The 24,375-nt window shown below is 36.1% G+C and carries 23 protein-coding genes; 6 read left to right on the top strand and 17 right to left on the bottom strand.

Translation table 11 applies throughout. The annotated features are described in order from the left end of the window. Nucleotides 1-2: 2 nt before the first annotated feature. From RU93_RS10220 to RU93_RS10205, 4 genes are read right to left on the bottom strand one after another with little or no spacing between them, the layout of a single operon-like run. Nucleotides 3-803, bottom strand: a complete 801-nt coding sequence (locus RU93_RS10220; protein ID WP_071875528.1) for a carbohydrate ABC transporter permease — start codon at nucleotides 801-803, stop codon at nucleotides 3-5. Then, a complete protein-coding gene (locus RU93_RS10215) occupies nucleotides 800-1,696 on the bottom strand; it encodes a carbohydrate ABC transporter permease (RefSeq protein ID WP_071875527.1) in 897 nt (298 codons plus the stop codon). Before RU93_RS10215 ends, RU93_RS10220 begins: the two co-directional genes overlap by 4 nt. Before the next feature lie 29 nt (nucleotides 1,697-1,725). Next, the gene (locus RU93_RS10210) at nucleotides 1,726-3,615 is read right to left on the bottom strand and encodes a DUF4838 domain-containing protein (protein ID WP_071875526.1); all 1,890 of its coding nucleotides are present in this window, start codon (nucleotides 3,613-3,615) and stop codon (nucleotides 1,726-1,728) included. Nucleotides 3,616-3,617: 2 nt separating this feature from the next. Beyond that, nucleotides 3,618-4,904: a PTS sugar transporter subunit IIC gene (locus tag RU93_RS10205; RefSeq protein WP_071875525.1), complete on the bottom strand. Its 1,287-nt coding sequence runs from the start codon at nucleotides 4,902-4,904 to the stop codon at nucleotides 3,618-3,620. A gap of 157 nt (nucleotides 4,905-5,061) precedes the next feature. Here RU93_RS10205 and RU93_RS10200 point away from each other — a divergent pair, with 157 nt between their 5' ends. From RU93_RS10200 to istB, 4 genes are all read left to right on the top strand, one after another. Next, complete coding sequence (locus tag RU93_RS10200) at nucleotides 5,062-6,270, top strand: ROK family transcriptional regulator (protein WP_071875524.1); 1,209 nt, start codon at nucleotides 5,062-5,064, stop codon at nucleotides 6,268-6,270. Nucleotides 6,271-6,909: 639 nt separating this feature from the next. After that, a complete protein-coding gene (gene istA / locus RU93_RS11930) occupies nucleotides 6,910-7,752 on the top strand; it encodes an IS21 family transposase (RefSeq protein WP_084131407.1) in 843 nt (280 codons plus the stop codon). Beyond that, nucleotides 7,697-8,467, top strand: coding sequence for a Mu transposase domain-containing protein (locus tag RU93_RS11925; protein WP_169818116.1), 771 nt, complete (start codon nucleotides 7,697-7,699; stop codon nucleotides 8,465-8,467). The genes istA and RU93_RS11925 overlap by 56 nt, the downstream gene beginning before the upstream one ends. Next, the gene (gene istB / locus RU93_RS10190; RefSeq protein ID WP_071875523.1) at nucleotides 8,464-9,198 is read left to right on the top strand and encodes an IS21-like element helper ATPase IstB; all 735 of its coding nucleotides are present in this window, start codon (nucleotides 8,464-8,466) and stop codon (nucleotides 9,196-9,198) included. Before RU93_RS11925 ends, istB begins: the two co-directional genes overlap by 4 nt. A gap of 18 nt (nucleotides 9,199-9,216) precedes the next feature. Here istB and RU93_RS10185 read toward each other — a convergent pair whose 3' ends face one another. The 5 genes from RU93_RS10185 to RU93_RS10165 all read right to left on the bottom strand — a co-directional run bounded on the left by RU93_RS10185 (nucleotide 9,217) and on the right by RU93_RS10165 (nucleotide 14,043). After that, nucleotides 9,217-9,582, bottom strand: a complete 366-nt coding sequence (locus tag RU93_RS10185) for a hypothetical protein (RefSeq protein ID WP_071875522.1) — start codon at nucleotides 9,580-9,582, stop codon at nucleotides 9,217-9,219. Nucleotides 9,583-9,615: 33 nt separating this feature from the next. After that, nucleotides 9,616-9,924: a hypothetical protein gene (locus RU93_RS10180; protein ID WP_071875521.1), complete on the bottom strand. Its 309-nt coding sequence runs from the start codon at nucleotides 9,922-9,924 to the stop codon at nucleotides 9,616-9,618. Between the two features lie 164 nt (nucleotides 9,925-10,088). Next, nucleotides 10,089-10,763 carry a DNA-methyltransferase gene (locus tag RU93_RS10175; RefSeq protein WP_281246338.1) on the bottom strand — a complete coding sequence of 225 codons (675 nt, stop codon included), beginning with the start codon at nucleotides 10,761-10,763 and terminating at the stop codon, nucleotides 10,089-10,091. Nucleotides 10,764-10,930: 167 nt separating this feature from the next. Beyond that, entirely contained in the window at nucleotides 10,931-13,111 is a 2,181-nt protein-coding gene (locus RU93_RS10170; RefSeq protein WP_071875519.1) for a DEAD/DEAH box helicase, read from the bottom strand. Continuing rightward, a complete protein-coding gene (locus RU93_RS10165; RefSeq protein ID WP_071875518.1) occupies nucleotides 13,111-14,043 on the bottom strand; it encodes a HamA C-terminal domain-containing protein in 933 nt (310 codons plus the stop codon). The genes RU93_RS10170 and RU93_RS10165 overlap by 1 nt, the downstream gene beginning before the upstream one ends. A 223-nt stretch (nucleotides 14,044-14,266) precedes the next feature. Here RU93_RS10165 and RU93_RS10160 point away from each other — a divergent pair, with 223 nt between their 5' ends. Together RU93_RS10160 and RU93_RS10155 are read left to right on the top strand one after the other, a co-directional pair. Continuing rightward, the gene (locus tag RU93_RS10160) at nucleotides 14,267-15,436 is read left to right on the top strand and encodes an IS256 family transposase (protein ID WP_071875517.1); all 1,170 of its coding nucleotides are present in this window, start codon (nucleotides 14,267-14,269) and stop codon (nucleotides 15,434-15,436) included. Nucleotides 15,437-15,594: 158 nt separating this feature from the next. After that, the gene (locus RU93_RS10155; protein WP_071875516.1) at nucleotides 15,595-15,963 is read left to right on the top strand and encodes a hypothetical protein; all 369 of its coding nucleotides are present in this window, start codon (nucleotides 15,595-15,597) and stop codon (nucleotides 15,961-15,963) included. A gap of 107 nt (nucleotides 15,964-16,070) precedes the next feature. Here the strand turns inward: RU93_RS10155 and groL are convergent, their stop codons facing one another. From groL to RU93_RS10115, 8 genes are all read right to left on the bottom strand, one after another. Further along, a complete protein-coding gene (gene groL, locus RU93_RS10150) occupies nucleotides 16,071-17,696 on the bottom strand; it encodes a chaperonin GroEL (protein ID WP_071875515.1) in 1,626 nt (541 codons plus the stop codon). Nucleotides 17,697-17,723: 27 nt separating this feature from the next. After that, nucleotides 17,724-18,008, bottom strand: coding sequence for a co-chaperone GroES (gene groES / locus RU93_RS10145; protein WP_071875514.1), 285 nt, complete (start codon nucleotides 18,006-18,008; stop codon nucleotides 17,724-17,726). A 210-nt stretch (nucleotides 18,009-18,218) separates the two neighbouring features. After that, nucleotides 18,219-19,010: a tryptophan-rich sensory protein gene (locus RU93_RS10140; RefSeq protein WP_071875513.1), complete on the bottom strand. Its 792-nt coding sequence runs from the start codon at nucleotides 19,008-19,010 to the stop codon at nucleotides 18,219-18,221. A gap of 155 nt (nucleotides 19,011-19,165) precedes the next feature. Further along, nucleotides 19,166-19,810, bottom strand: a complete 645-nt coding sequence (locus RU93_RS10135) for a CPBP family intramembrane glutamic endopeptidase (RefSeq protein WP_071875512.1) — start codon at nucleotides 19,808-19,810, stop codon at nucleotides 19,166-19,168. A 73-nt stretch (nucleotides 19,811-19,883) separates the two neighbouring features. Next, nucleotides 19,884-20,885 carry a hypothetical protein gene (locus tag RU93_RS10130; protein WP_071875511.1) on the bottom strand — a complete coding sequence of 334 codons (1,002 nt, stop codon included), beginning with the start codon at nucleotides 20,883-20,885 and terminating at the stop codon, nucleotides 19,884-19,886. A 315-nt stretch (nucleotides 20,886-21,200) separates the two neighbouring features. Next, nucleotides 21,201-22,178: a LacI family DNA-binding transcriptional regulator gene (locus tag RU93_RS10125; RefSeq protein ID WP_071875510.1), complete on the bottom strand. Its 978-nt coding sequence runs from the start codon at nucleotides 22,176-22,178 to the stop codon at nucleotides 21,201-21,203. 60 nt (nucleotides 22,179-22,238) lie between these two features. Next, nucleotides 22,239-23,744, bottom strand: a complete 1,506-nt coding sequence (locus tag RU93_RS10120) for a glycoside hydrolase family 32 protein (protein ID WP_071875509.1) — start codon at nucleotides 23,742-23,744, stop codon at nucleotides 22,239-22,241. Between the two features lie 354 nt (nucleotides 23,745-24,098). Next, the gene (locus RU93_RS10115; protein WP_071875508.1) at nucleotides 24,099-24,353 is read right to left on the bottom strand and encodes a hypothetical protein; all 255 of its coding nucleotides are present in this window, start codon (nucleotides 24,351-24,353) and stop codon (nucleotides 24,099-24,101) included. Nucleotides 24,354-24,375 lie beyond the last annotated feature (22 nt).

The raw sequence follows: 24,375 nt of genomic DNA, 5'->3' as shown, positions 1-24,375 counted from the left end.
CTTCACTCCTTAATCGCGCCAGAAATTCCTTGAATAAAATAACGCTGAAACAGGAAAAAAAGGAGCGCCATTGGAAAAATAGTAATACAAGCACCCGCTGCAATATTCCCCCATTCCACGATATTTTCTCCTTGGAATGAATACAAGCCTACCGACAACGTTCGAATGGCTGGATTATTTAGGGATAAAATCAATGGATACAAAAATGAGTTCCAAGTCCAAATGGTTTGAGTAATGACGACTGTTCCAATCATGGGTTTTGATAAGGGAAACATCACTCGGAAAAAAATATCAAAATCATTTGCACCATCGATTACAGCTGCTTCTTCTAACTCATTCGGAAGTGTTTTAAAAAATTGAGCAAATAAAAGAATAAAAATAAAATGCCCGCCGCCAACTTCAGCTAAAATCAATCCGATTAACGATTGGTCGACTTGTAACATTTTAAGGATTTGATAAATGGGAATCGAAAAAAAGATTGTCGGAATCCCCATGGACAAAATCAGTAGGAAATAGAGATATTTTTTAGCCCTAAAATCAAATCTACCCATAATATAACCAGCGAGCGAGGTAATGCCTAAAATTAAAATAACAGAGGTAACGGTTACAATGACGGTGTTAAAAAAGTACCTGCCAAAATCAGCTGTCACCCAAGCTGTCTTAAAGTGATTAAACGTAAAACGAGTCACATCGAAAAGTTCAAAAAAAGAATTCGTATTCTGACTACTAAAAGCAATCAAAATCATAATCGCAAACGGTAGTAACCAAATTAACAAACTAAAAAACAGAATCATTCGTTTCATTCGAAAACGTCCTTTCTAGCAATTATTTTCTTGATAACCTTTACGATCAAAGAACAAAAGACTAAGAAAAAAACACATAAAACAGCCACAGAACTAGCATAACTTAGTCTCGGGGAACCAAAGGAGCTTGAAAATGCTGTTCGATAAATAAATGTTCCAACCATATCTGTCGAGAAGTATGGACCTCCTGCTGTCAATGTTTGGATTAAATCAAAAACTTTTAAAGCATTTAAGAACGTGACCGTTGACACGACCACAACTACTGGTTGAATCATAGGAAGAATAATTCGGGTCAGCAAGGTTCTACCCGTTGCACCATCAATCTCCGCTGCTTCCAAAACTGCTGGAGAAATCATCTGAAAACCTGCAATCCAATAAATGAATAACGTTCCTGTTTCTTTCCAAGTTGAGACGAGAATAACGGTAAAAAATGCCCATCTCGGATCACTCAGCCAAGGAACTGGATCTCCGCCTAGTATGGTAACAACATAATTGACTAAACCTTCATAACTAAAAAGACTCTTCATTAACATCCCAATCGTAGCAGTTGTCGCTACGATTGGTAAAATAAAAATCGTTCGATACCATTTTTTACGACGATGAAAATGGAACTCAACGAGATAAGCAAGAAAAAAAGAGACAACCACCTGGGAAATCGTTCCCAACAAAGCAAATAAGCTACTATTTTTTACAGCATTCCAAAATAAGCCATCAAACAATAATTCTCGATAATTTTCGAACCCTATCCAATTCGCACTTTTCGTAAAACCATTCCAATTCAAGAATGAATACAAAATATTCAATAATAAAGGATAGATAAAAAATATGCTATACATGACTAACATTGGGATTAAAAACCACCAAATAATCACTCTTTTTTCCTTTTTTACCATTCCGTTTACTCCTAACTACCCTAAATATTCTAGAGTTTGAATCCAGCATAATTTTTTGCGACTTCAATGATACGATAAACGTCTAGATTTTCTTGAATCTGCAATTCATGACGACGAATATAATCTAAAAAATCTTTCCACTGGTTTTGAGCCCGTTCTTCTTGTCCTTGACTAAGTAATTCTAACGCTTTTCCTAATTTCATGACAAATTCACGATGGTAGCCTAATTGTAACCACTGCTGTTTGTGGAAAGCTGCAGCTTGAGCTGTATTTTCAGCAATCAGCGTTAAGCGCTCATTTGCAAGATGAACAGCTGTTGCGTAGCGAGCAGATAAGACGGGATTTAAGCGCTCGCCAATCGCATTAAAGTAATCACAAGAAGAATAATTCGATAATGCTGTCAAATACTGAACAACTTGTTGCCATTCTTTTCCATAAAGACTAGCAAAATACTCTTCTTCTAATACAGCATAATCGAGTGTATTATCCCAAAGCATTTGCCCCATCACATAGTTAGGGAAGTTATGCGGGAAGCCAGCACGTAACTCCTGACAACTAATATACCCATTCAAATGTAATTGGTCTAGATATTTTATATCGCGATAAATCACTTTACTAATTTTCATATAACCTAAGTCACCATAGTGGGCACGTCCAAGTGGATAATCATAGACGAAACTATCCCCTTTAAAATCTTTTTGCCATTCAAATAAATATGACAAGTTTTCTTCTAAAGAATTTGGTAAATCAATTTTATTTCGTACATACTTTTTAGCTGCTGGAATATTATTTTCATAATCGACATCTGCATAACTCATTTCAAATGTTCGTGTGATCGGCGCAAACATCAGAGTAAAACGCTCAGGATTGATGAGCTTCTGCGTTTCAGGCGCAAACAATAGCTCATGATACAATAAGAAACAAATTTTAGTCGCTAAGCCTTCTTGCGTCAATGCTTCATCTAATTGATTGAGAATTTTTACATATTGATCGGATGGAATTTCTTTTTGGCAGTCTGCACATTCACAAATATTATTTCGTGCATCAGACAACCAGACATGTAAATAGTCCACATCCTGACGATTTTTCGCGTAATCAACAATTAATCGGATCATTTTTTCTGCAACTTCAGGATTAGCAAAGTCTAAACTTGTTAAAATTGGCGCTGTTGCATAAAGTTCTCGCTCCCCATTTAATTCCGCAACAAGTGGTTTTTTTTCTTCCGGTAAAATGAGATTTGATTCCCAGCCATATTTTGAGGAATAACCTAACACTTCACTCGTCCAACCATGCCCGACACGATGATGCACGAGGCCACGTTTTAACATTTCTTCATCAATTAAATCACTCATTTCTTGAGCGATTTCGTTTGAGAATGACTCTTTTTCTAAATACGGATTAAATTCATGTTCATACCAACGTTTGAAAAAAGAATATGGATTTTCAAATTGAATAAAGAAACTATTCATCCCGATTTTAGGAAGCCAATCGATAAAGTTTTGGGTATTCTCAAATGAATCGGCACCTTCGATACAAACACCTCGATGTTTGTAGCTTGCTTCTTCCGTAAGATGCATCTCAAATTGTGTGAATGCATCTTTTGACAGTGTTGGTATCCATTCATTTTCCTTACCGGGACGTAAGTATCTAACACCCATTTCTTTAAATAATCGATAAAGTGCAATCAATAATCCGACTGGCGTATTTGATTCGATTATTCCTTTGCCATCTACCAATTCAATATGAATTTGATCTAACTCTTGTTGATTAGGTGTTACTTGTAATACAATTGCGGCTTCCTCAATCTGAGTCGCTTCTTCTATCTTGATTTGATACATTTTCCCAAAGTAATAGCTCAATTCTTCCATTAAGAACGAAGTATTGTGGATAGTACCTTCGAAATAAAATTTGATGCTCATGCTTATTCACCTTTACTTTCTGTCATTTCTTCTAATACATTATTGCGGTCCGCTGCCTTAAAGAATGGATAATAAATCAGGAATGAAACAGCTACTAACACGACTTGTAAGACTGCTCCTTGCCAACTACCTGTCGCTAAAAATCCTCCGATAATTGGTGGTGTCGTCCAAGGCAATGTCACACCGGTTGTATAAGGTACAAGATTAATTGCCATTGAAACATACGTAATCACGGCATTTACAACAGGAGCAATGACAAAAGGAATTAACATAATCGGATTCAGCACGGTTGGGAAAGTGAACAAAATCGCCGTATTAATATTAAACAGCGCTGGAATACCAGAGACTTTTCCAAGTGTACGATACTCTTTACTCTTACTAAAGAACATTAAGCAAAGCGCTAACCCAATTGTGGCACCACCACCACCAATATAGACAAATAAATCCATGAACGGTGCAGTGACAATGTGAGGTAATGCTTCTCCAGCTGCTAACGCAATGCGGTTATTGTCGGCATATTGGATCCATAATGGATTCATCACGGAACCAACAACTTGACCACCATTAACGCCGCAGAACCAGAATAACGAATTGAGTAAAACCGCAACAAATGTTCCAGGCAATGTTCCAGCAATTAGACCTAATGGCTTCCCAATAATAATGGCAAGTAAATCATTTAAGCTACCTAAACCTAAAATTTGAAGTGTTTTTAAAATACCTGCGAATAAAATTAAGATAATAATACCAGGAATTAAAGCAGAAAAAGATTTACTTACCACATCCGGTACACTATCAGGCATTTTGATTGTAATGTTTTTTTGAATACAAAAACGATAAATTTCTGCCGCAACCATTGCAACTAAGATTGCTGAGAAAATCCCTTTTCCGCCGAGTGCACCATATGGAATCCCAACTGCTCCTTCAGCTGTAACAATTGACGGGGTCATTAATAAAAACGCGCCCATTGCTAAAACCCCACCTGAAGGGCCATCTGTCCCGTATGATTCTGCTAATCGATACGCGATACCAAAAGAAGTCACTAACGCCATTAAACCAAAGGAATTATTCGCCATCGTATTAAGCAATCCGTACAAATCTCCCGTTTCCCGTAACCAATCCGTCCAAGCGACAATCGGAAAATCTTTAATCAACACGAAAAATGAACCAATTAAAACAAGCGGCATCGCCATCATAATTCCTTCTCGTAACGCTTTTAAATGTCGCTGCTTTCCAATTTTTTCACCTAAGGGTGCCAGCGTGTTCTCAAGAAAATCTAAAAATCTCTTCATTTTTTTCTCCACCTTTATTTATTTTTAATAAACAAAGAATACTATAAAAGCGTTTTATTGTAAAGTTTTATTTTATTTAAATAAACAAATGTTTTTTTGTTCATTGTGAGGTACAATAGCATTAACCATTATTACTATTTTTGAAAGGATTCATCCGATGAAAAAAAATTCAGAAGCTTATAAATTAAATTATTCGAATGTCCTCGAATTTATTTATCGAAATAAAGAAACCTCCCGGATTGAAATTGCAAATGACACCGGCTTAACACCGGCAACAATTACCCATATTGTGAGCGAAATGATTGAAAATAATTTATTAGTCGAAACAGGCGATGAAGTAAGAGGCGGAAAAGGATCAGGTAGAAATCGAAAACTACTCAAATTAAATGAAGAATTCGCCTATTTCCTTGGCATTGAAATCAATATGAAAGGTTTATTTTTTATGCTAACTAATTTAGTTGGCGAGAGTTTAGTCACATCTTCCATTCTCATCACGGAATTTTCAACGAGAGACATCAATCAAGTAATTACAGACGAAATCAAAAAAATAATTCATTCTTTATCTGAAAAAAATATTATAGGAATTGGGATTGCCGTTCCTGGTCATTATGATTCTGAAGAAAAGACGATTATCACGAACAACAAAAAATGGGAATACTTTAATTTAAAAGAAATTGAAAAAAATATTTCGATCCCGTTTAAAGTAGAAAATAATATTGAATGCATGGCTTTAAGTGAATATTTATTTGAAGCTTCTAGTTCACCTGATAATTTTTTATTTTTTCACATTGGACATGGTCTATTTTGTTCTTTTTTCGATGCGAAACGTTTAGAAATCAAAAAAAATTATTATATCGGTGAAATTGGGCATACTGTCGTAAATATTGAAGGACCCGTGTGTGAATGCGGAAAAAAAGGATGTTTACAAACGTATATTTCTGATAGTTGGCTACTTAAAAATGCACGCTTTTTATTTGACCACTCAAATAATACGACACTAAAAAGTCTCGTCACGAATCCAGATGAAATCCAACTATCAACGATTATTGATGGCTATATTTTAGGAGATTCTTTTTTAACCAACCAAATTGACTTAGGATTGATTTTTTTAGGAACTTCGGTTGCGAATACATTAATTTTGCATGATGCAAAAAAAATATATATTAATAGCGAACTATTAAACGTGCCCCAATTCCAACAAACATTCATTACGTTTATTCGTGATCAATTAAGTTTTATTCCAACGAAAACGGATTTGGAAATCGAGATTATCCCTTATAATTTCTATCGCGGAGCTAGGGGTGCCGCCGCATTAGCAGCACTTTCTTTTTTCATTAAACATCCAAATTTTTCAATTGAAAATTAAGAAGCTAATCCCTATTGTTTCACAATCGATTTCTCCTAAGTCATTGCCCTAGCAGCGAAAAAAACACTTTATAAAAAAGAGCTTACTCCTATATATTGTTAGATCTTAACACGCATTAATCGCACTCTCGGATACATTTATTCGTCATAATTTTTTAGAGTTCTCCACTAAAGATGAACCAATCCGACACCTAAATACCCATGACGAACCGTTCTTTCATCATAACAAACAAAAAAACCACATGAGCACAAACGTCTCATGTGGTTCTTTCGTATCAAGCTTTGTTTTAAAAGCGAGTTTACATCATGCCGCCCATCATTGGCGGAATTGTCCGTCTTTCACCATATATCTATATATTAAACAATAGATAGTTAACAAAAAGAGGTTATTTATCATTAAAAAACACTTATTAGTTCGTTTTTAAGTGTTTCTTTTCAATGTAATAAACATTCCACACCAACATAGTATTTAACTAACTTTCTATGTTTGAGCTATTTTACAGTTGTTCGAATGCTACGGTTTATCAAAATTAAACTTTTTTGTTTCTGTTAACTTAAAAGTGAGCCACCCTGTTAATTCAAAAGTGAGCCACCTACGCTATAATAAACCCTATATTTAGTAATGTAGGGAGGAAAGGTTTTGATTGATTTGGTGACGAAGCAAGATGTTATTTTAAAAGTTGAAGTGGAAGGGTTGTCCCAGCGATCGGTGGCAACAAAACTGGGAATTTCAAGAAACACGGTTAAAAAATATATCCAAGAATATCGCAATGCGCGGGAGAAATTTACCGACCTTTCAGTAGAAAATTTCGCACTTACGGAAGCCATCTTGGAGAAGCCTTCTTACAACACTGAGAAGCGTGCAAAACGAAAGCTGACCGAGGGTATGATGGATCGCCTGGACTTCTATATCAAACAAAACGTCCAAAAGAGAACTGATGGTCGGAGAAAGCAGCAGATGAAAATCATCGACATGCATGAAGCCCTGTTGGAGCAAGGGTTTGACATCGGTTATACAACAGTGCAGAACTACGTTCGGGAAAAGGAAAAAACTAGAAAAGAAGCCTTCATACGGGCCATCTATGAACCCGGGGTCGTCTGTGAATTCGACTGGGGAGAGGTAAAGTTGGAAATCGGAGGAAGGCTGAAAACTTACCAACTGGCGGTCTTTACAATGGCCTACAGTAATTACCGCTTCGCCAAGCTGTATCATTCGCAGCAAGCCGTTTGTTTCCAAGATTCCCATGTCGAATTCTTTAAGCATTTGGCCCGGGTGCCGGTTCAAGTGGTGTACGACAACATGCGGACGGTCGTGAAGAAATTCATTGGGACGGAGCGGGAATTGTCCCCAATCACCATGAGTATAGCGGCCTTTTATGGCTTTCAAGTGCGGCTTTGCAACCCACGCAAGGGAAACGAAAAAGGTCATGTGGAACGAACGATCAGTGGAGGTGGTCCGGCGAAAGGCATTCAGTCTGCATGATTCCTTTGATTCCATTGAGCAAGCGAATGAGCATCTACAAACTAAACTCAACAAACTAAATCAAAGAACCAGAAGCAACAAAACGCCGAGCATCCTTATACTGGAAGAACAGGCAGTCATGACGACACCCATGGGTGATTTTGACGCCAGCGAAATCATGAATCTGAAGGTTGATAAGTACAGTACCGTCACGGTGAAACAGAACCACTACTCAGTTCCGGATGCCTACGTCGGCAAGACGGTCAGGGTAAAAAATGGAGCAAACAGCATTCGTATTTTTGACAACCACGCATTACTGGCGGAACACACACGGACGTGGGGCGTCCATGAATGGCGGATTGATCTTTATCACTATCTGACTACTTTAGGGTATAAAAAAGGCGCACTTGAAAACAGCCAAGGATTCAAGCAAGCGCCAAAACAAATTAAATTTATCTACGAAAATTATTATACCAATAATCAAAAGGATTTTATAGCGCTATTACATTTTATCAAGGAAAAAAACAACCTAAGCGAAATCATTACCCTTATCAAAGCGTTAGAAAAGAAGCCTTTCTTTGATTTTTCAACCGAAAAGCTAATTTTCCTATCCCAACAAAAACCGGAGGCTCCCACCCGTCCGGCGGGCAATCAAGCGATAATTGACAAATCACTTGAAAACCTCAGTGATTACGCGAATTTACTCAATAAGGAAAAGGAGAAACAAATCTCATGAGCCAACGAACGGAATTAGACAAGCTCCTCCTGGGATTACGGCTGCCGGGCATCCACAGGAAACTGAAGGAAGAAACGATGACTGGAGAGATGCACACTCTGTTATATGAACTATTCATGGTAGAGGTCGAAGAACGCGAACGGCGTTCCGAACACCGGAGCATAAAAACCGCCCAATTTCCTTATCAAAAGACACTGGAAGACTTAACGGTCGCCTATCTCCCACCGGATGGCCAAAAACACATCCGCGAGCTTTCTACCCTCTCTTTTATTAAAGAGGGTAGAAATGTCATTTTTTCCGGCAGCCCAGGAACCGGCAAAACGCATTGTGCCATCGGCCTGGGTATAGAGGCTTGTATGGCAGGTTACAAGGTCTGGTTTACCAGCGTTCCCTCTCTGATCAACCAGTTAAAGGAATTTCGTTCCGAACGGACGTTGAGAAGCTTTGAATTGAAATTCCAAAAATATGATTTAGTCATTTTAGATGAACTTGGTTATATTTCGTTCGATAAGGAGGGGGCTGAACTTTTATTCTCGCACTTATCCCTACGTTCAAACGGCCTGTCCACCATTATCACGACGAATCTGTCATTCGATCGTTGGAATGAGGTCTTTCATGATCCCGTATTAACGGCAGCCTTAACCGATCGGTTAACACACAGAGCCTATTTATTGAATATGGTGGGTGATTCATATCGGCTGAAAGAAACGTTAGAACTAACAAAAATGTAATGCGAGGTGGCTCAGTTTTCAATTGATAAGTGGCTCACTTTTGAATTGACAAATACACTTTTTCAAATAATTGTAAAACATCGTTCTGGAAATATCATTTTCTTTTGCAAACTTTGTCACATTCACTTTATTCGCTATCTCTAATTGCTCCTTATACTTATTAATAATTATTCTGGCCTGCTTCTTTGAGCTGTTTCTTCTTTTCAGTTTATATCCTTTTTTATCAACCACATCTCCAGAGTTTTCTCCGTCCCTTCTGGTGACACGAACTGAACGTGATTTCCCTGTAAAACCACTCGGCTGTAGATAATAAAGCATATACCTATCTTCACCTTCCACACTCTGAATAGCATGCTCCTTAGTGATACCTATTCCTTTTTCCATTTTTTCAATATCTAAAAAAGCATTATAATTTGTTTAATTAAATTGTTTTATACTACCAAAGGCTTGGATAAAACACCTTTTTAACATACTGAAATAACCGTAATGATTATCTGATGTGCTAGCGTTAAAGCGTTTAAGCTCGTTACTGTAAGCATCTTTATCATCTAGCCAATAGCGATAATCAGCATATAACTGGTAAATAAAGTAGTAATAATATAGAGACTCTATTTTAGTTAAAATATTTTGGTTTCTTTTTTCTTGCCTACTATCTAGGCCTTCTTCATTGTTAATAAAAAAGACCTCTTTAACGTATGAATCTCTAAAAACATTTTCTAAAAACATTAAATCAGCTAATATCTTTCCATATATTTGATGATTTTTTATATAAGGATTCTTCTCAAACTTATAAATTGGTTTATTGCTAGTTAAATTAATTTTTTTCTGCTAAATTCAAGGCCTGTCACAAGCTTTGCTGGATTGTAATAGAATACACCATAATTTCTCCTTTAAAATAGCGGTGGCGTTAATTTAAGAGCCTTTTCGATCCGGTCATTGCCTTTTTGAAAGTAATCATCATCTAGCTCTGTTCCAATAAAGTTCCTTCCCAACTCAATACATGCTACGGCATTAACAGCACTTCCACTAAAACTATCTAAGACAATATCTCCCTCGTTGCTATGTATTTCTACTAATGATTTCCACATGCTTAATGGTTTTTGTGTTGTATGGAATCTTTTTTTCTGGTCTTCGTGGGAACTGGCATCCAACCTCCCAGTTTCAACCATCTTCTCATTACCTTTTCTAGTATTAACCGTATAATTATCAAGGTCTTTTACTACCAAAATGTACTGTTCTGTCGCACTTAAAGGAAATATTTCGGGCATATGTGGCATTGGATTAGGTTTGTGCCAATAGTACGTTCCTTTTACCATCCAACCTTCTTCAAACAATGTTATGGCCATTTTACTTATATTTTTAAAAGAATTAAAAATTATTATTTGCCCATTATCTTTTACTTTTGGTGTAACTGCTCTTATCCAATCATCTACAATAAAATTGCCTTTATCCCAATCACCAAAGTCTAATCCGACTTTTCCCTTCATGTATGGATTGCCCTTTTTAACAATCTTTCCGTCCTTTGTTTCATCATCGCCACTAATGTTATAAGGTACATCGCTAATAACTGTATCGATGCTTGTAGCAATCCATTTGTTCGATTTTATTAAGTTCTACCCCAATATATAACAATTATCTTCTCCTTTATTTATACCCATCATAATTATTTAAATTAATTTATTTGTTATTCTTTAAGTACGAAACTATATTATATAATTTCAATATGGCTAAATTAATTTAGCAATTCTAATAATTTTTGTTTTTCATACTCTAACAAGTTATCATTGGCATAAAGACTATTATCCCTTATGAATCTGATTACATCATCTTCACCGATATTTTTAGGTATATTATTTTGGATTTTTTCTATTGCTGTTGAGGGAACTCCCATCTCCACCAAAATGGAATATTCATTCTTAATAAAATCATTTTCCAACATTGAAGAATAAAATGAATAATCGCCAGAAGCTATATTTAACTTTTGTGTTACTGCTATCTGAAGACTGTTGATTGTGTCTAGCCATTTTGGAACTTTATATTGAATCCAGTGACGTTGTACTTTATAAATCATTAATATAGCCTCATTCAAGAAATCCTCATCTGTTTTTTTTGTATTCTTTGATTTATCTTCTAATAACTTTTGGTATCTCTCATTTATTAATTTATTTAACGGCTTATTAGAATTAAAAGTTAAATATGTGAGCCAATTTGGATTCATTGGCTTTGTGGTTTCTCCTTCCTTAATAAAATATTCCCATCCCAAGTTAATAACAACTTTGAGTTGGTCATATGTAGGGTATCCGTTCCAAATTAAACATTTATTTTCAGGATTTTTTATTAATAATTTTTCAAACAGTGATATTATCTCCAATTGATTCTTTATAGAAACACCATTTTTCCTAACTGTTTCATAATATGCTTCCGGAATATTTTGAAGTTCCAAATACCTTTCAACATGTTTCTGCTTTACCTTATCTGTTGGTATATTTATAAGTATTTCATCATTCATATTTTCTTGGTCATAGAATGGTATATCTATCATCACTTCATTTTTTGGTGGCTGTTTATTAAACATGTAAAAATTCCCTTTATAATGCTGCATTAACCGGCCTGCTCTCCCTTTGATGTTGGAGAAATCAAAATAGTCAATTTGATGTTGACTTCCTTTAGTTGAGTCAAACCAAAGAACATTTTTTGCAGTAGTATTGACACCTTCTATTATCGTAGAAGTGCAGAATAGAATTGATATTTCTCCACTATTAAAATAATCTATTACACTATTATTAACATGTTTTGGGAGTATACCATTGTGTACTCCTATCCCTGCATTTATCAATTTCGTAAAAAACCATTTCCTACTAATATTTTCATTTATCCACTCAATAACTGGCAAATCGGTGTTATTAAATTTCACTCCTGATTGTATACCATACTCATAAAACTCATATGCCAACTTCGTTGCTCTATCCGGAGAGGAACAATATACAATATTTTGCTGATTAATATTCTCAATCAAGGTACGAAATAATAACTCATTCTTATATTTTGTTTTACCACTCTTAGTTAATCCAATCTCATGCTGCTCGTATAAATCTATAGATTCATTTTTGACTAACGAATAGTCTGTTTTATAAAAAATGGCATTATACTCTTCTGCAAAACCATCAGATATGCCACTAATATTGGGGCCTAAGAAATAAAACGAACTTTTATGTGTATTAAGCAAAAGATTAATAGCATTATTTAAAACATCGGCTCGTTCATCATCTCTTTTAGCACTAATTTTATAAAACTCATCCAAAACAACAAAATCTATCTTAGGTAATTTATAATATTCCATCACTCTTTCTGCAGTAAGCAGGAATAAGTTATTCTCATCAGGCGATACTTTTTGTGTCGTTTTTATTATTATATTATATACAACTGCATATTTTTGTAATTTTTTTCTTGTTTCATTTAGTAAAGCCAACGTAGGCTGTATTATTACAATATTTTTATATCGAACACTAGCAATTATTTCTTCAATCAATAAGCTTTTTCCAAAACTTGTTGGGGCACTCACCACTAAGTTTTTTCCAGTAAGTAGTAATTCAGACAAAGCTTTCTGCTCCCTATGAAGCATAATATTTGTTAAATAGTCTGAAGAATGATAATTCATTCTAATCATTGTTGATGTGTCTAACTTTTCTGTATCTTCACGGTACAAGTAGGGATAAAAACCAACTGAATCTATAGCATCAAGCCAGATTTCTTTTGTGCTTTCAGAAACTACTTCCCATGCATCTAACACTTCAATAACAATTTCATTTGCTTTTAATTCATCCGTTTCTCTAATTCGGCCAAACTCTTTTAACAATAAAAAAGAACTATTAAAATCAGTGACATCATATCCATATATATTTTTAGGTTCCATTACAGCTCTCCTATCATTTGCATCATATTTAGATTGTTATGAAGTTTTTTTACTAGTTCATTTTTGGATTTTACTGGAAACAATATAACCAAAATTTTCAACTTATCTTTTAACGGATGAGTGTTTCTTGCATCAAAATATTCTTTCATACTTTTTATTTCTTTTTCAAATTCTCCCAAAAAACTTTCACTGGTATCATCGATATTTTCTTTGCTATATATATCACAAGTATATGTACAAATCAACGGAACTACTATTGAATCTAACTGGTCTCTTAAAGATGTAGTCTCATTCAATAAGTCTAACCAATATTGTGATTTTTCATCTCGTTTTACGCCTAGGTCTACCCATTTAGATATAACTGCAAATTCATCTTCCATATAACTTGTATTAAAATGGTCATATAAATCTTTAATTAATTCCTTCAATCCACTTTTCCCATCAACATACATTTTAGATTCACCAAGCCATAATGATTTGGTATCTTCATTAACATGAACTGCATCAAAGCCATGGACAGCTACACCTGCAGAATCTTTGAAATATATTTTCGATACTAAAGGTACTGTATTATGAAACTCTTTTAATAAATAAAACAATATTAATTCTCCAAACTCTCCCCTTTTAAGATACTTTTTTTCAACAGAATCATCCGCTATTTCATTGCCCATAGCGTAGATTTCTTTGACTTCTTGAAATTCTTTTATCTTATATATTGCTTTAGCAGCTCTACTTACTTTAGAAACAACATCTTTATTTGCAGTTGTCTCTCCCTCATGAGCACCAAATGCAAATTCTGGAATTAAATTAACTAATAGTTTAACAAAATCCTGTAAGCGATATTCTAATTGACCGGCATCATTGAAGTCATACCCTACAGAATATGCAACAACATCCACCTCTCTGATTTGTTCTTTAACAATTTTATGCATTATTACCCTCCCAAAATAAGACTATATACTTTTATTATATCAACATATAGTCTTATTACAATAACGCTAATTTTATGTTTAAGTAGGGATTGTGAAAAATGTCAAGAATAATAAATCGATAGCGTAAAATATTTTGTGTAAATAGAAATTTAAGTAGAAAAAAAGAAAGTCCATTCTGTAAAATTAAAGTTACGACACCGAAATTTTATAGGAGGACTTTCTCATAACTAATTTTACTACAGAAATTATGGAAACACTAATCAATAAAGGTGACTTAGATGATTTATTTCGTCGTCATCTAGAATTGCCTATTAATACATTATTACAAGCAGAATTAACTGCTTTTCTTGATTATGAAAAATATGATCGTATTGGATTTAATTCAGGTAATTCCCGCAATGGGAATTATTCCTGTTCATTCAAAACAGAGTATGGAGAATTAAATTTAGTGATTCCTAGAGATAGAAATGGTGAGTTTTCTCAACAAACTTTACCTGCCAATAAAAGAACCGACGACTCTTTAGAGACCACTATTATTCAGTTATTTCAAAAAGGGATTACTATGTCTGAAATCTCTGAATTGATTGAAAAAATGTATGGACATCACTATACACCACAAACTATTTCTAATATCACTCAAATTGTATCTGAAGAGGTTAATGCTTTTAAAGAAAGAACTCTAGAGTCAAAATATTCAGTTATTTTCATGGATGCTACTCATATTCCATTGAAAAGACAAACTGTCTCAAAAGAAGCTGTTTATATTGTGATTGGCATTAGATTAGACGGAACCAAAGAGGTTCTTGGATTTAGTATTGCTCCAACCGAATCTGCATATGTTTGGAAAGAGATACTTCAAGACCTAAAAAAACGTGGTTTAGAAAAGGTTTTATTAGTCGTAACTGATGGTTTAAGTGGCATTAACGATAGTATTTATAATGTTTATCCAAATGCTCAATTTCAGCAATGCTGTGTTCATGTTTCCAGAAATATTGCTCACAAGGTTCGTGTTAGTGATCGACGAGAGATTTGTAATGATTTCAAATCAGTATATCAATCAAGATCAAAAGAAGAAGCAATGGATCAAATCAGCTTTATGATGGAGAAATGGAAGAAACAGTATCCACGAGTGATTAAATTACTCATGAATCCTGCTATATTAACTTTCTATAATTTTCCTCCATCAATTAGAAGAACTATTTATTCAACTAATCTGATTGAAGGCTTTAACAAGCAATTAAAGAAATATACAAAAAGAAAAGAGCAATTTCCTAACGAAGAATCACTAGAGAGATTCCTAGTCAGTCAATTTAACAACTATAATCAAAAATTTTTATGCAGAGTTCATAAAGGTTTTAAAGAAATACAGGATACATTAGAATCAATGTTTTAATTTAATTTATAGAATGGATTTTCCATTTACACATAATTCTTGACGCAACCGATGCAATTTCAATAGTAGAAAAAGAAATTTATAATAGTTTTATTTCTTCAAAAGACAATATAATACCAAGTTACTTTACAATTGCTAGAGATTCTGGTTTCAAAGACATGGAAAAGATAGAGATTAATCTAAAACGATTAAAGTTAGAACTCGAAGCCTCGAACTGTAAAAATCTGTTAATAGCTATTCTAGAAAATAATTATGAAAACATTATTTTATATGAAGATTTAAGTGACTCAAATTTTCTCTTTAGATTCCTAGATAACATAATAATTTATAAATATCTTCTCACTAATAAAAATAAAGCTGAATATTTAATGTCGCATGTCAAAGGAAAACGCTCTCATTATTCGAATCTTTCAAGTGATATTAACAGAGTTTTAACAGAATTGAAAAACTTTGATAAAAGTAAAATCGATAAAATTGATAACTTCAAATTAACTCAGTTAATAGAGGTGCTGGAACGTTTAAAATAACCTTTAGCTCAACATCACATTCCACATCGTAAAAAACCCTTTGAAACGTTAGTCTCAAAGGGGTTTACTTATATCAATACCTATCTAATTTGAGTCGTGACTCAAATCTACATCATGCCGCCCATCATTGATGGGTCCATTGGAGGCATTGCTGGTCCAGCTGATTCTGGTTTTGATGCCACAACTGCTTCTGTTGTTAAGAGTAAAGCAGAGATGGATGCTGCGTTTTGTAAAGCAGAACGGGTTACTTTCGTTGGGTCAACGATTCCTGCTTCAAGCATGTTTACCCACTCACCAGTTGCTGCGTTGAATCCTGTGCCTAGTTCTGCACGTTTTAATTGATCCACGATTACAGAGCCTTCGTAGCCAGCATTTTCTGCGATTTGGCGTACTGGTTCTTCTAAAGCACGTAAGACAATTTTCACACCTGTTGCCACATCGCCAGTTGCTTCAATGGCTGCAACTTTTTCGATTACGTTGACTAAAGCAGTTCCCCCACCGGAAACCATGCCTTCTTCAACGGCTGCACGTGTTGCGTTTAACGCATCTTCAATACGTAATTTTAATTCTTTTAATTCTGTTTCAGTTGGTGCGCCGACTTTGATGACTGCAACTCCGCCAGAAAGTTTCGCTAGGCGTTCTTGTAATTTTTCACGATCAAATTCAGACGTTGTATCTACGATTTGATTTTTGATTAAGTGTACGCGAGCAGCGATAGCGTCAGATGAACCTGCACCTTCAACGATTGTAGTATTGTCTTTATCGACAACCACTTTGCTTGCTTGTCCTAACATATCAATCGTTGCGTCTTTTAATTCTAAACCAAGGTCTTCTGTAATGACTGTCGCTCCTGTTAAAATCGCGATATCTTCTAACATCGCTTTACGACGATCACCGAATCCTGGTGCTTTAACTGCAACCACGTTGAATGTTCCACGGATTTTGTTTAATACTAAGGTTGGTAATGCTTCACCATCAACATCATCTGCAATGATTAATAATGGTTTAGAAGCTTGTAAAATTTGTTCTAATAACGGCAAGATATCTTGGATGTTTGAGATTTTCTTATCCGTAATTAAGATGTATGGTGCTTCAAGTTCAGCTTCCATTTTATCGTTGTTTGTGACCATGTATTGTGATAAGTAACCACGGTCAAATTGCATTCCTTCAACCACGTCTAATTCTGTTTCGATTCCTTTTGATTCTTCAATGGTGATCACGCCGTCGTTGCCCACTTTTTCCATTGCATCTGCAATGTATTGGCCGACTTGTTCGCTACCTGAAGAGACAGAACCAACTTGTGCAATCGCATCTTTTGAATCCACTTTGACAGAAATTGCATGTAATTCTTCAACAGCTACTTGAGTTGCAAGTTCAATTCCGCGACGAACGCCTAATGGATTTGCCCCAGCAGTCACGTTCTTCATCCCTTCACGAACGATTGCTTGTGTTAAGACGGTTGCAGTAGTTGTTCCATCTCCAGCAATATCATTTGTTTTAGAAGCAACTTCTGAAACAAGTTTCGCACCCATATTTTCAAAGTGATCTTCTAATTCAATTTCTTTTGCAATGGTTACGCCATCGTTTGTAATGAGTGGTGAACCAAATGATTTTTCTAAAACAACGTTACGACCTTTTGGACCTAAAGTTACTTTTACAGTATCTGCTAATTTATCTACTCCACGTAACATTGCGCTACGTGCGTCTTCTGCAAATTTAATTTCTTTTGCCATTATTCCTTCACCTCATTAATTATTTTTTTATTCTACAACTGCAATAATATCTTTTACTGCGAAAATCATGTATTCTTGGCCTTCGTATTTCACTTCTGAACCAGCATATTTTTCAAATAAAACTGTTTCGCCAACTTTTACAGGAACGGGTGCCAAATCGCCACTATCGAGTAGGCGACCTTCACCAACTGCTACAACTGTACCAGTTTGAGGTTTTTCTTTTGCGGCTGAAGCTAAAACGAATCCGCTAACTGTTTGTTCTTCTGCTTGTGTTACTTCAACGAGTACACGATCACCTAATGGTTTTAACACAATAAATCCCTCCGATATTTTTTCGTTTTTTTCATTAGCACTCGACATTGCCAAGTGCTAACTTACATGTTTTATATTACTCACTTTTGCTTCGTTTTGCAAGTCTTTTGAACAAATCTTCTTAGAAAAGTCAAAATTGGTTAGACTTTGTCCGATTAAGACACGAAAATCCCTCTAACCCACACAGGGCAGAGGGATTTTTGTGTTTGATTACGCTTTGTGATTTTTTGGAATTACCCAATAATGGTTTTTGTATAGTTGTAAACCACTCATCATTAAAAGCACGGCCATCCCAACAAGTGAGACCACTTTTAACATTGGATAGGCATCATTAAATCCTTCTGGAGAAATTAAGAAACGATAAATTCCAAAGAAGGCCCACGCAATTGGAATCGGGAAAACCGCATTTTTGACCCGTAATAGCACACCAAAGACTAAAACGATCGCCACAATTAACGTCGCGGATGCTAAGACTTCTGTTGGTAACCCAAAACCGTTCCACTCATTTTTGACTAACGTCGCCGCGACATTCACCACAGAAGCGATGAATAACCAACCTGTATATAACCCAAACGTGAGTGGTAATAAGAAATGTTGACCCGTTTGAATTTTCAGTAACTCTAAACAAATTAAGGTCAACGTTACGGCAAATACTAAAATAAAGATCGTGGATAACACTAATTGTTCAAAAGAAAAGGCGATAATCCAAGCCATATTTAAAATAGAAGAAAAGATGAATAAATACGATATTTTATTAATAGCAGCTTGGTAATAGGCATCCTCTTTTTTCCAAATCATGAAGACAATCGAAAGCGTTAAGAAAAGATAGATAACACTCCAGATACTAAAGGTCGATGGATCCGGGGTAATCAACGTTAAATACTTATCGGATACTTCCTTTTGTGAACTACCATTGATGAGACCAAAGGCACCTAGCGCATTGACGACTAAGGCGACAATAAAAAATAATCCATTTAACCATGCTTTTTTAACATAATCCACCTCAATTCCTCCTTGTAAAAATACTATTTTTTCATTTTATTCTTTTGACAGCAACAAAATATTCTAATCTTATTTTAACATAGGCCTTAGGAACCCCATAATAAAAAGGGCTAGCTGACACTCATCGCTCATGCACCAAATTCGATAACTGACACTTATTGCACGGGTAAATTATACACTTCGACAATCACATTCGCTAAAATAACCAACGTGTTCATCCCGACATGCGTGATAACCGAGGTCCAAATACTGCCGGTAATGATGTATTGCAAACTAAAAAAGGCACCTAATGCGGAATAAAGTAACCAGTGACCATCTTGATGCATCAGCGCAAACAGTACCGCGCTCACGAGAACGCCTAGCCAAAGATTCGAACGACGCGTCACCATCCCCATAATCGCCCGGCGAAAGACAAATTCTTCCATAATTGGACCACCAATCATCACGGCTAAAATCATTAACGGATTTTGGAAAATTAATTCCAAGATCCCTTGGGTATTGGCGGAATCCACTTGACCACCAAAATAAAGTTCAATCGTAATCATCACATTTTGTAATAAAATCGCGAGAAAAATCCCGATAATCCCGAGCGTTATAATACGTCCCCTACTCATAGGATTCGCTTCAAAAGAAAGCGGTTGGGACGTTTTTTTGTAGAGACGTATCATCACGATTGAACCGATCAAATACGTTAAGATCGTCAAAATAATGCGAATTTCTAACGTTGGACCAAACGCTGGTGCTAAAAACGCAATGAAATACGTGAGTAACGTGAGCGTCGTATATTTTTTTTCAGACATCATAATCTCCTATCTAACAAATGGAACGCTTCAAGCAATACCTGGCTCAGACTGCCACCAAGTGCTTGTTGCGTTACCGCTGTTGTAACAAAGTAAACAACAATACCAATAAGACCGTCACCAATACAATGTTAAAAATCATCCCGATTTTCATCATTTTACGGTGTGAATCCGCCGAGTAATCTGGGATACTGGCTAAATCTAATGACTCGTATTTGTTCCTTAAATCTGCCTCATCTTTAATTTGACTAAAGTGACCCGGACTATCGGATAAATAATGTTGCGCATACGGGAAATAGACGACTTCATCCGGTTCGTCATGGAACAAACCACTAAACCACGTATTTTTCGTCACATGAACATCTTCTAGCGGAATGCGTCGCCCTTTTTCCACTTCTTTTGGATCAAACGTCAGTGAAAAGACCGCGTCAGAATTTTGCGAAAGCTCACGTCCGTAACCGACCGATAAATTCCCTTCTAACCACAACTGATGACCCATGATTTTCGTTTGGGCTTGATCTGTTTTTGCATCAAAGACTAAATGACGATTTTTGCCTTCATTTTGGATGTCCACAATTAAGTTGCCATCAAAGTCCGTCGTTAATAACGCTTGTTCCGTCGTCGAACCAACAACGCCTTTTGACACGTCATGACTCAACGTGTTCGTATCATAATCCACGATAACCCAGCTTAACAAGTTATTACGTTTGTTTCGCGCGATAATATTAACTTCTAACCGCGTTCCCCAAAAAGCACTAGTATGCACATTAAATGAACCAAAAATGGCATAATATTTCGGTTCGCCATCATCAAAAATCTTCGTTTTGATCAGTTCGAAACCATCTGGTATTAATCTTCTCGCCCATTCCAAGTCTTTTAATTCATAACATAAAAAGACACTATATGGTTCGACTACAAACCCCATATAAGGATTTTTTTGTGCCGAACTAGCCATTAATTTATTTTGGATTTTCCTAGGAATAAACTTGGTCGTTGGTGCTAAGACTTGTAGCGTCGCAATGTCGATGGGCTTGACTAACTGCTCCACTCGCTTAATGAACTTAAAATCTCTCATGACTGATCCTCCTCTTCCTTATCAACTGAAAAGTTATTCTTGTATAAAGCATAGCATAAACAAGGAGAAAAAACTTCCCTTATGCTAACTGTTGCGTGAAATTTTGGAAGTTTTTTTCATGCCATTTCTTTCTAATTACTTCATAAAATAATCAAATCAAATTGAAAAATAACAAAAAAAAACTAATTCTTCTTTCTCTCCCCATTCCCTCGCACACTAAAAAAACCGTCCACTATCAAGGTGACGACCCCCGAAAGTTAGAGTAATAAATCTAACTTTTAGGGATCGCCACCCTATACAGGGAACGATTTTTCATCATTTCAGTTTTTTCGTCGTTTTTCCTTGCCCATAGTGGACCGGAAGAATCGTTCGTTGTGGAACAGATTCGCCTTTCATGACATGAAGTAAACGATCAACGGCAACTTCTGCCATTTCTTGAATCGGTTGAACAATCGTTGAGACGAGATACGGTGCATCTTTATGGATGCGTTGGCCATCAAAACCAATAACTTGGACTTCATCTGGCACCGCGCGTCCCATTTGGTCTAAGACTTCACAGACATCGATTGCTACCGTGTCACTGATAGCAAAAATCCCATCAATTTCGGGATGTGCTGTCAAAAAGTGACGAACTTCTTTTTTTAAATCTTCAATCGGTTCGAGCATCTCTAGGATCAGACATTCTTTCCCCAATTCTTGGCATTCAAGTTCAAAATATTTTCGACGGTTCGTAATCTCACTTGGCGTATCTTGATAGCCACCAATATAGGCCACATGTTGACAGCCGAGTTCATGTAGTTTTTGCGCAGCTAGCCGTCCGCCACTACTATTATCAGCCGTGACATAAATCACGTCTTCGGTAAAATAACGGTCAATACTGACAAACGGGAAATTCCTTGAGATATATTCATCAATATCTGAATAGGTAATCCCAATAATTCCATCTACGCGATGTTGCATGACCATTTGTAAATATTCTCTTTCTTTATCGACGGTCCCGTTGGAATTACAGAGATGCATTTTGTAAAAATTTTTTTCGAGTGCATTTTCAACATGGAAAGCAAATTCAGCAAAAAAAGGTTGCCAGACACTTGGAATGATTAACGCGACATAAAATGTACGATCGAGTTTTAAACCACGAGTGTAATCATTGGGTTTGTAATTCAATGCTTCAATCGCAGCCTCTACTTTTTTGCGAGTGGAAGGTTTAGCTGGACCGTTATTTAATATTCGAGAAACAGTTTCAATCCTTACACCTGCCATTTTGGCGACATCTTTCATTGTGGCACTCATGTAATCGTCTCCTTCTAAAGAATATCTACTATTTAGTATAATCGAGAAGGCTTAAAAATGCTATCGCTTTCTTTCACAAGCGGTGTTGACTTGTGCTGATTTAAACGAAGTAATCAAGGCTTTCCCTTGTGATTCAAAAACAAGTTCGCTACTTGCTTCAATTTCATAGAAGGTCGACGTACTTGTCTCTTGTCCATTGACAAAAATTTCGATGGCGTTTGTATCACGGAAAATCTCGATTGTTAGTTGGTCGTGAATGAGTGCGACCGGAAATTCTCGAGTATGCACTTGTTCTTTTTCGATTCCAGTAATCGCATAACCAAAGTTCTCACGACTAAATGAAAAGAGCGCTGTTTCCTTGTCGTACGTCATGAATAATGACTGATGTTCTTTTTTAGCAAACGCCATTGTCAGTTTCTGTGCTTGAGATAAATCAGCAACAATTTTTAGATAGACGTTCTCCGTCACCACATCTGGAAACGAAACCGGTTCCTTTATTACTTCGATATTTTCTACAACTTGTTGATCAGTCAAATAGTCATAGATTTCAGAAACAGGAAGTTGGACTAAACGATTATGATTGATGCTTAATTCACGCGGCAAACACATTTCACCGGTCCAATTGTGACCTAATTCATGCGTTGGATACGTCCGCTCCCACATTTGCATCCAGGCAATTAAAATCCGGCGACCCTGTTCATCCAGTAACGTTTGAGGCGCGTAATAGTCCATTCCGTAGTCCATCTCATGAGAATTCTCCACAAGAAACGTCCCACTTTCCCAATCCATTTCACCAATCCAAGCCATTGTTGAACTTGTATTATGGTATTCATGCGCGTCACGCTGAATCTGAATCGGTGACATAATCAACACGTCTTTCCCATCCAAATGAAATAAATCCGGACATTCCCACATCACGCCTTGTGTCGCAGTCCCTTCTAAAAGAACCGAAAAGAACGACCACTGGATTAAATCATCTGAAGCAAACAATAAAATTTTGCCACGATTATCCGGTGTTTTCGTCGCTAAGACACTATAGTAGCGACCGTCATGTTGAATGACTTTTGGATCACGACAATCATGAATGCTTCCTTCATCGCCTAACAATTCCACTCCAATCACTGGATTACTCGCTAACTTTTCAAAGGTAATTCCATCATCGGAAACCGCAATACATTGCGTTTGCGTGACAACATCATTTTCAACCACATGCCCGGTATACATTAAATAGAGGCGACCATCTTTTTCAATCGCACTACCAGAGAAACAACCATCTTTGTCATACCACTCATCTGGTGCCAGTGCGACGGGTAATTCTTCCCAATGAATTAAATCTTTGGATTTCGCATGGCCCCAATGCATCGGACCCCACTGACTGTTGTAAGGATAAAATTGGTAAAACAAATGATACTCTCCTTGATAATAAATAAACCCATTTGGATCATTCATCCAACCAACTGGTGGCGCCACGTGAAAAGCGGGTCGATAACGTGGATTGACCTTCTCCCGATTTTCTTGAATGTAGTCATTTGCTCGTTCAACGGTCATTCTTCCTTCAACATACATCTTATTTACTCCTTTGTTAAAGACAATCATCATCCTTATTTTTGATTTCTCGCTACTCTTTTAATACTACTTAAACAAAAAGTTTCGCTCTTGGTAACCTTTCCAATTATTTCGGAAACGTTTCCGTTTAAAAATGAGAATAGCACGTTCCTAATTTTGTGTCAATCATCGCTGAGAAAAACCATCATCCCTTGAAGGTTAAATACGTGCAAAACAATTGATTTCATTCATGTTATCGATTATATAGGCCATAATTTGTTCGCTAAATTCTATTATTAAAACGAGAAACATGACTTCACTAAAAAATTTCCTACTGCCTAAATCCTGTTACCTATTCATTTTTCCTATTCATGATCAATCGATGATTCGAATCGCGATTCCTTCTTTTGCGCCTGCATAGATGCGATTCGATAAGGCTTTACCACCTATATATACGACCAAAATATCTTTTTCTTTTACAATCTGTAACGAATAAGAATCACTTTCTTCAAATTGAATCGCTGTTTTACTTTCACTGTTCTCAAGATTATCAAAATGATCGTAGTAATAAGCCATCGTCTGTTGGTTGAAATCGAGAACGACATGATTTTGATCACCGACTGTTGACACTCCACACGACTAAAGTCGTCGG

The organism is Enterococcus aquimarinus (assembly GCF_001885765.1).
GTDB lineage: Bacteria > Bacillota > Bacilli > Lactobacillales > Enterococcaceae > Enterococcus_I > Enterococcus_I aquimarinus.
This window is presented reverse-complemented; position numbering and strand designations above follow the sequence as displayed.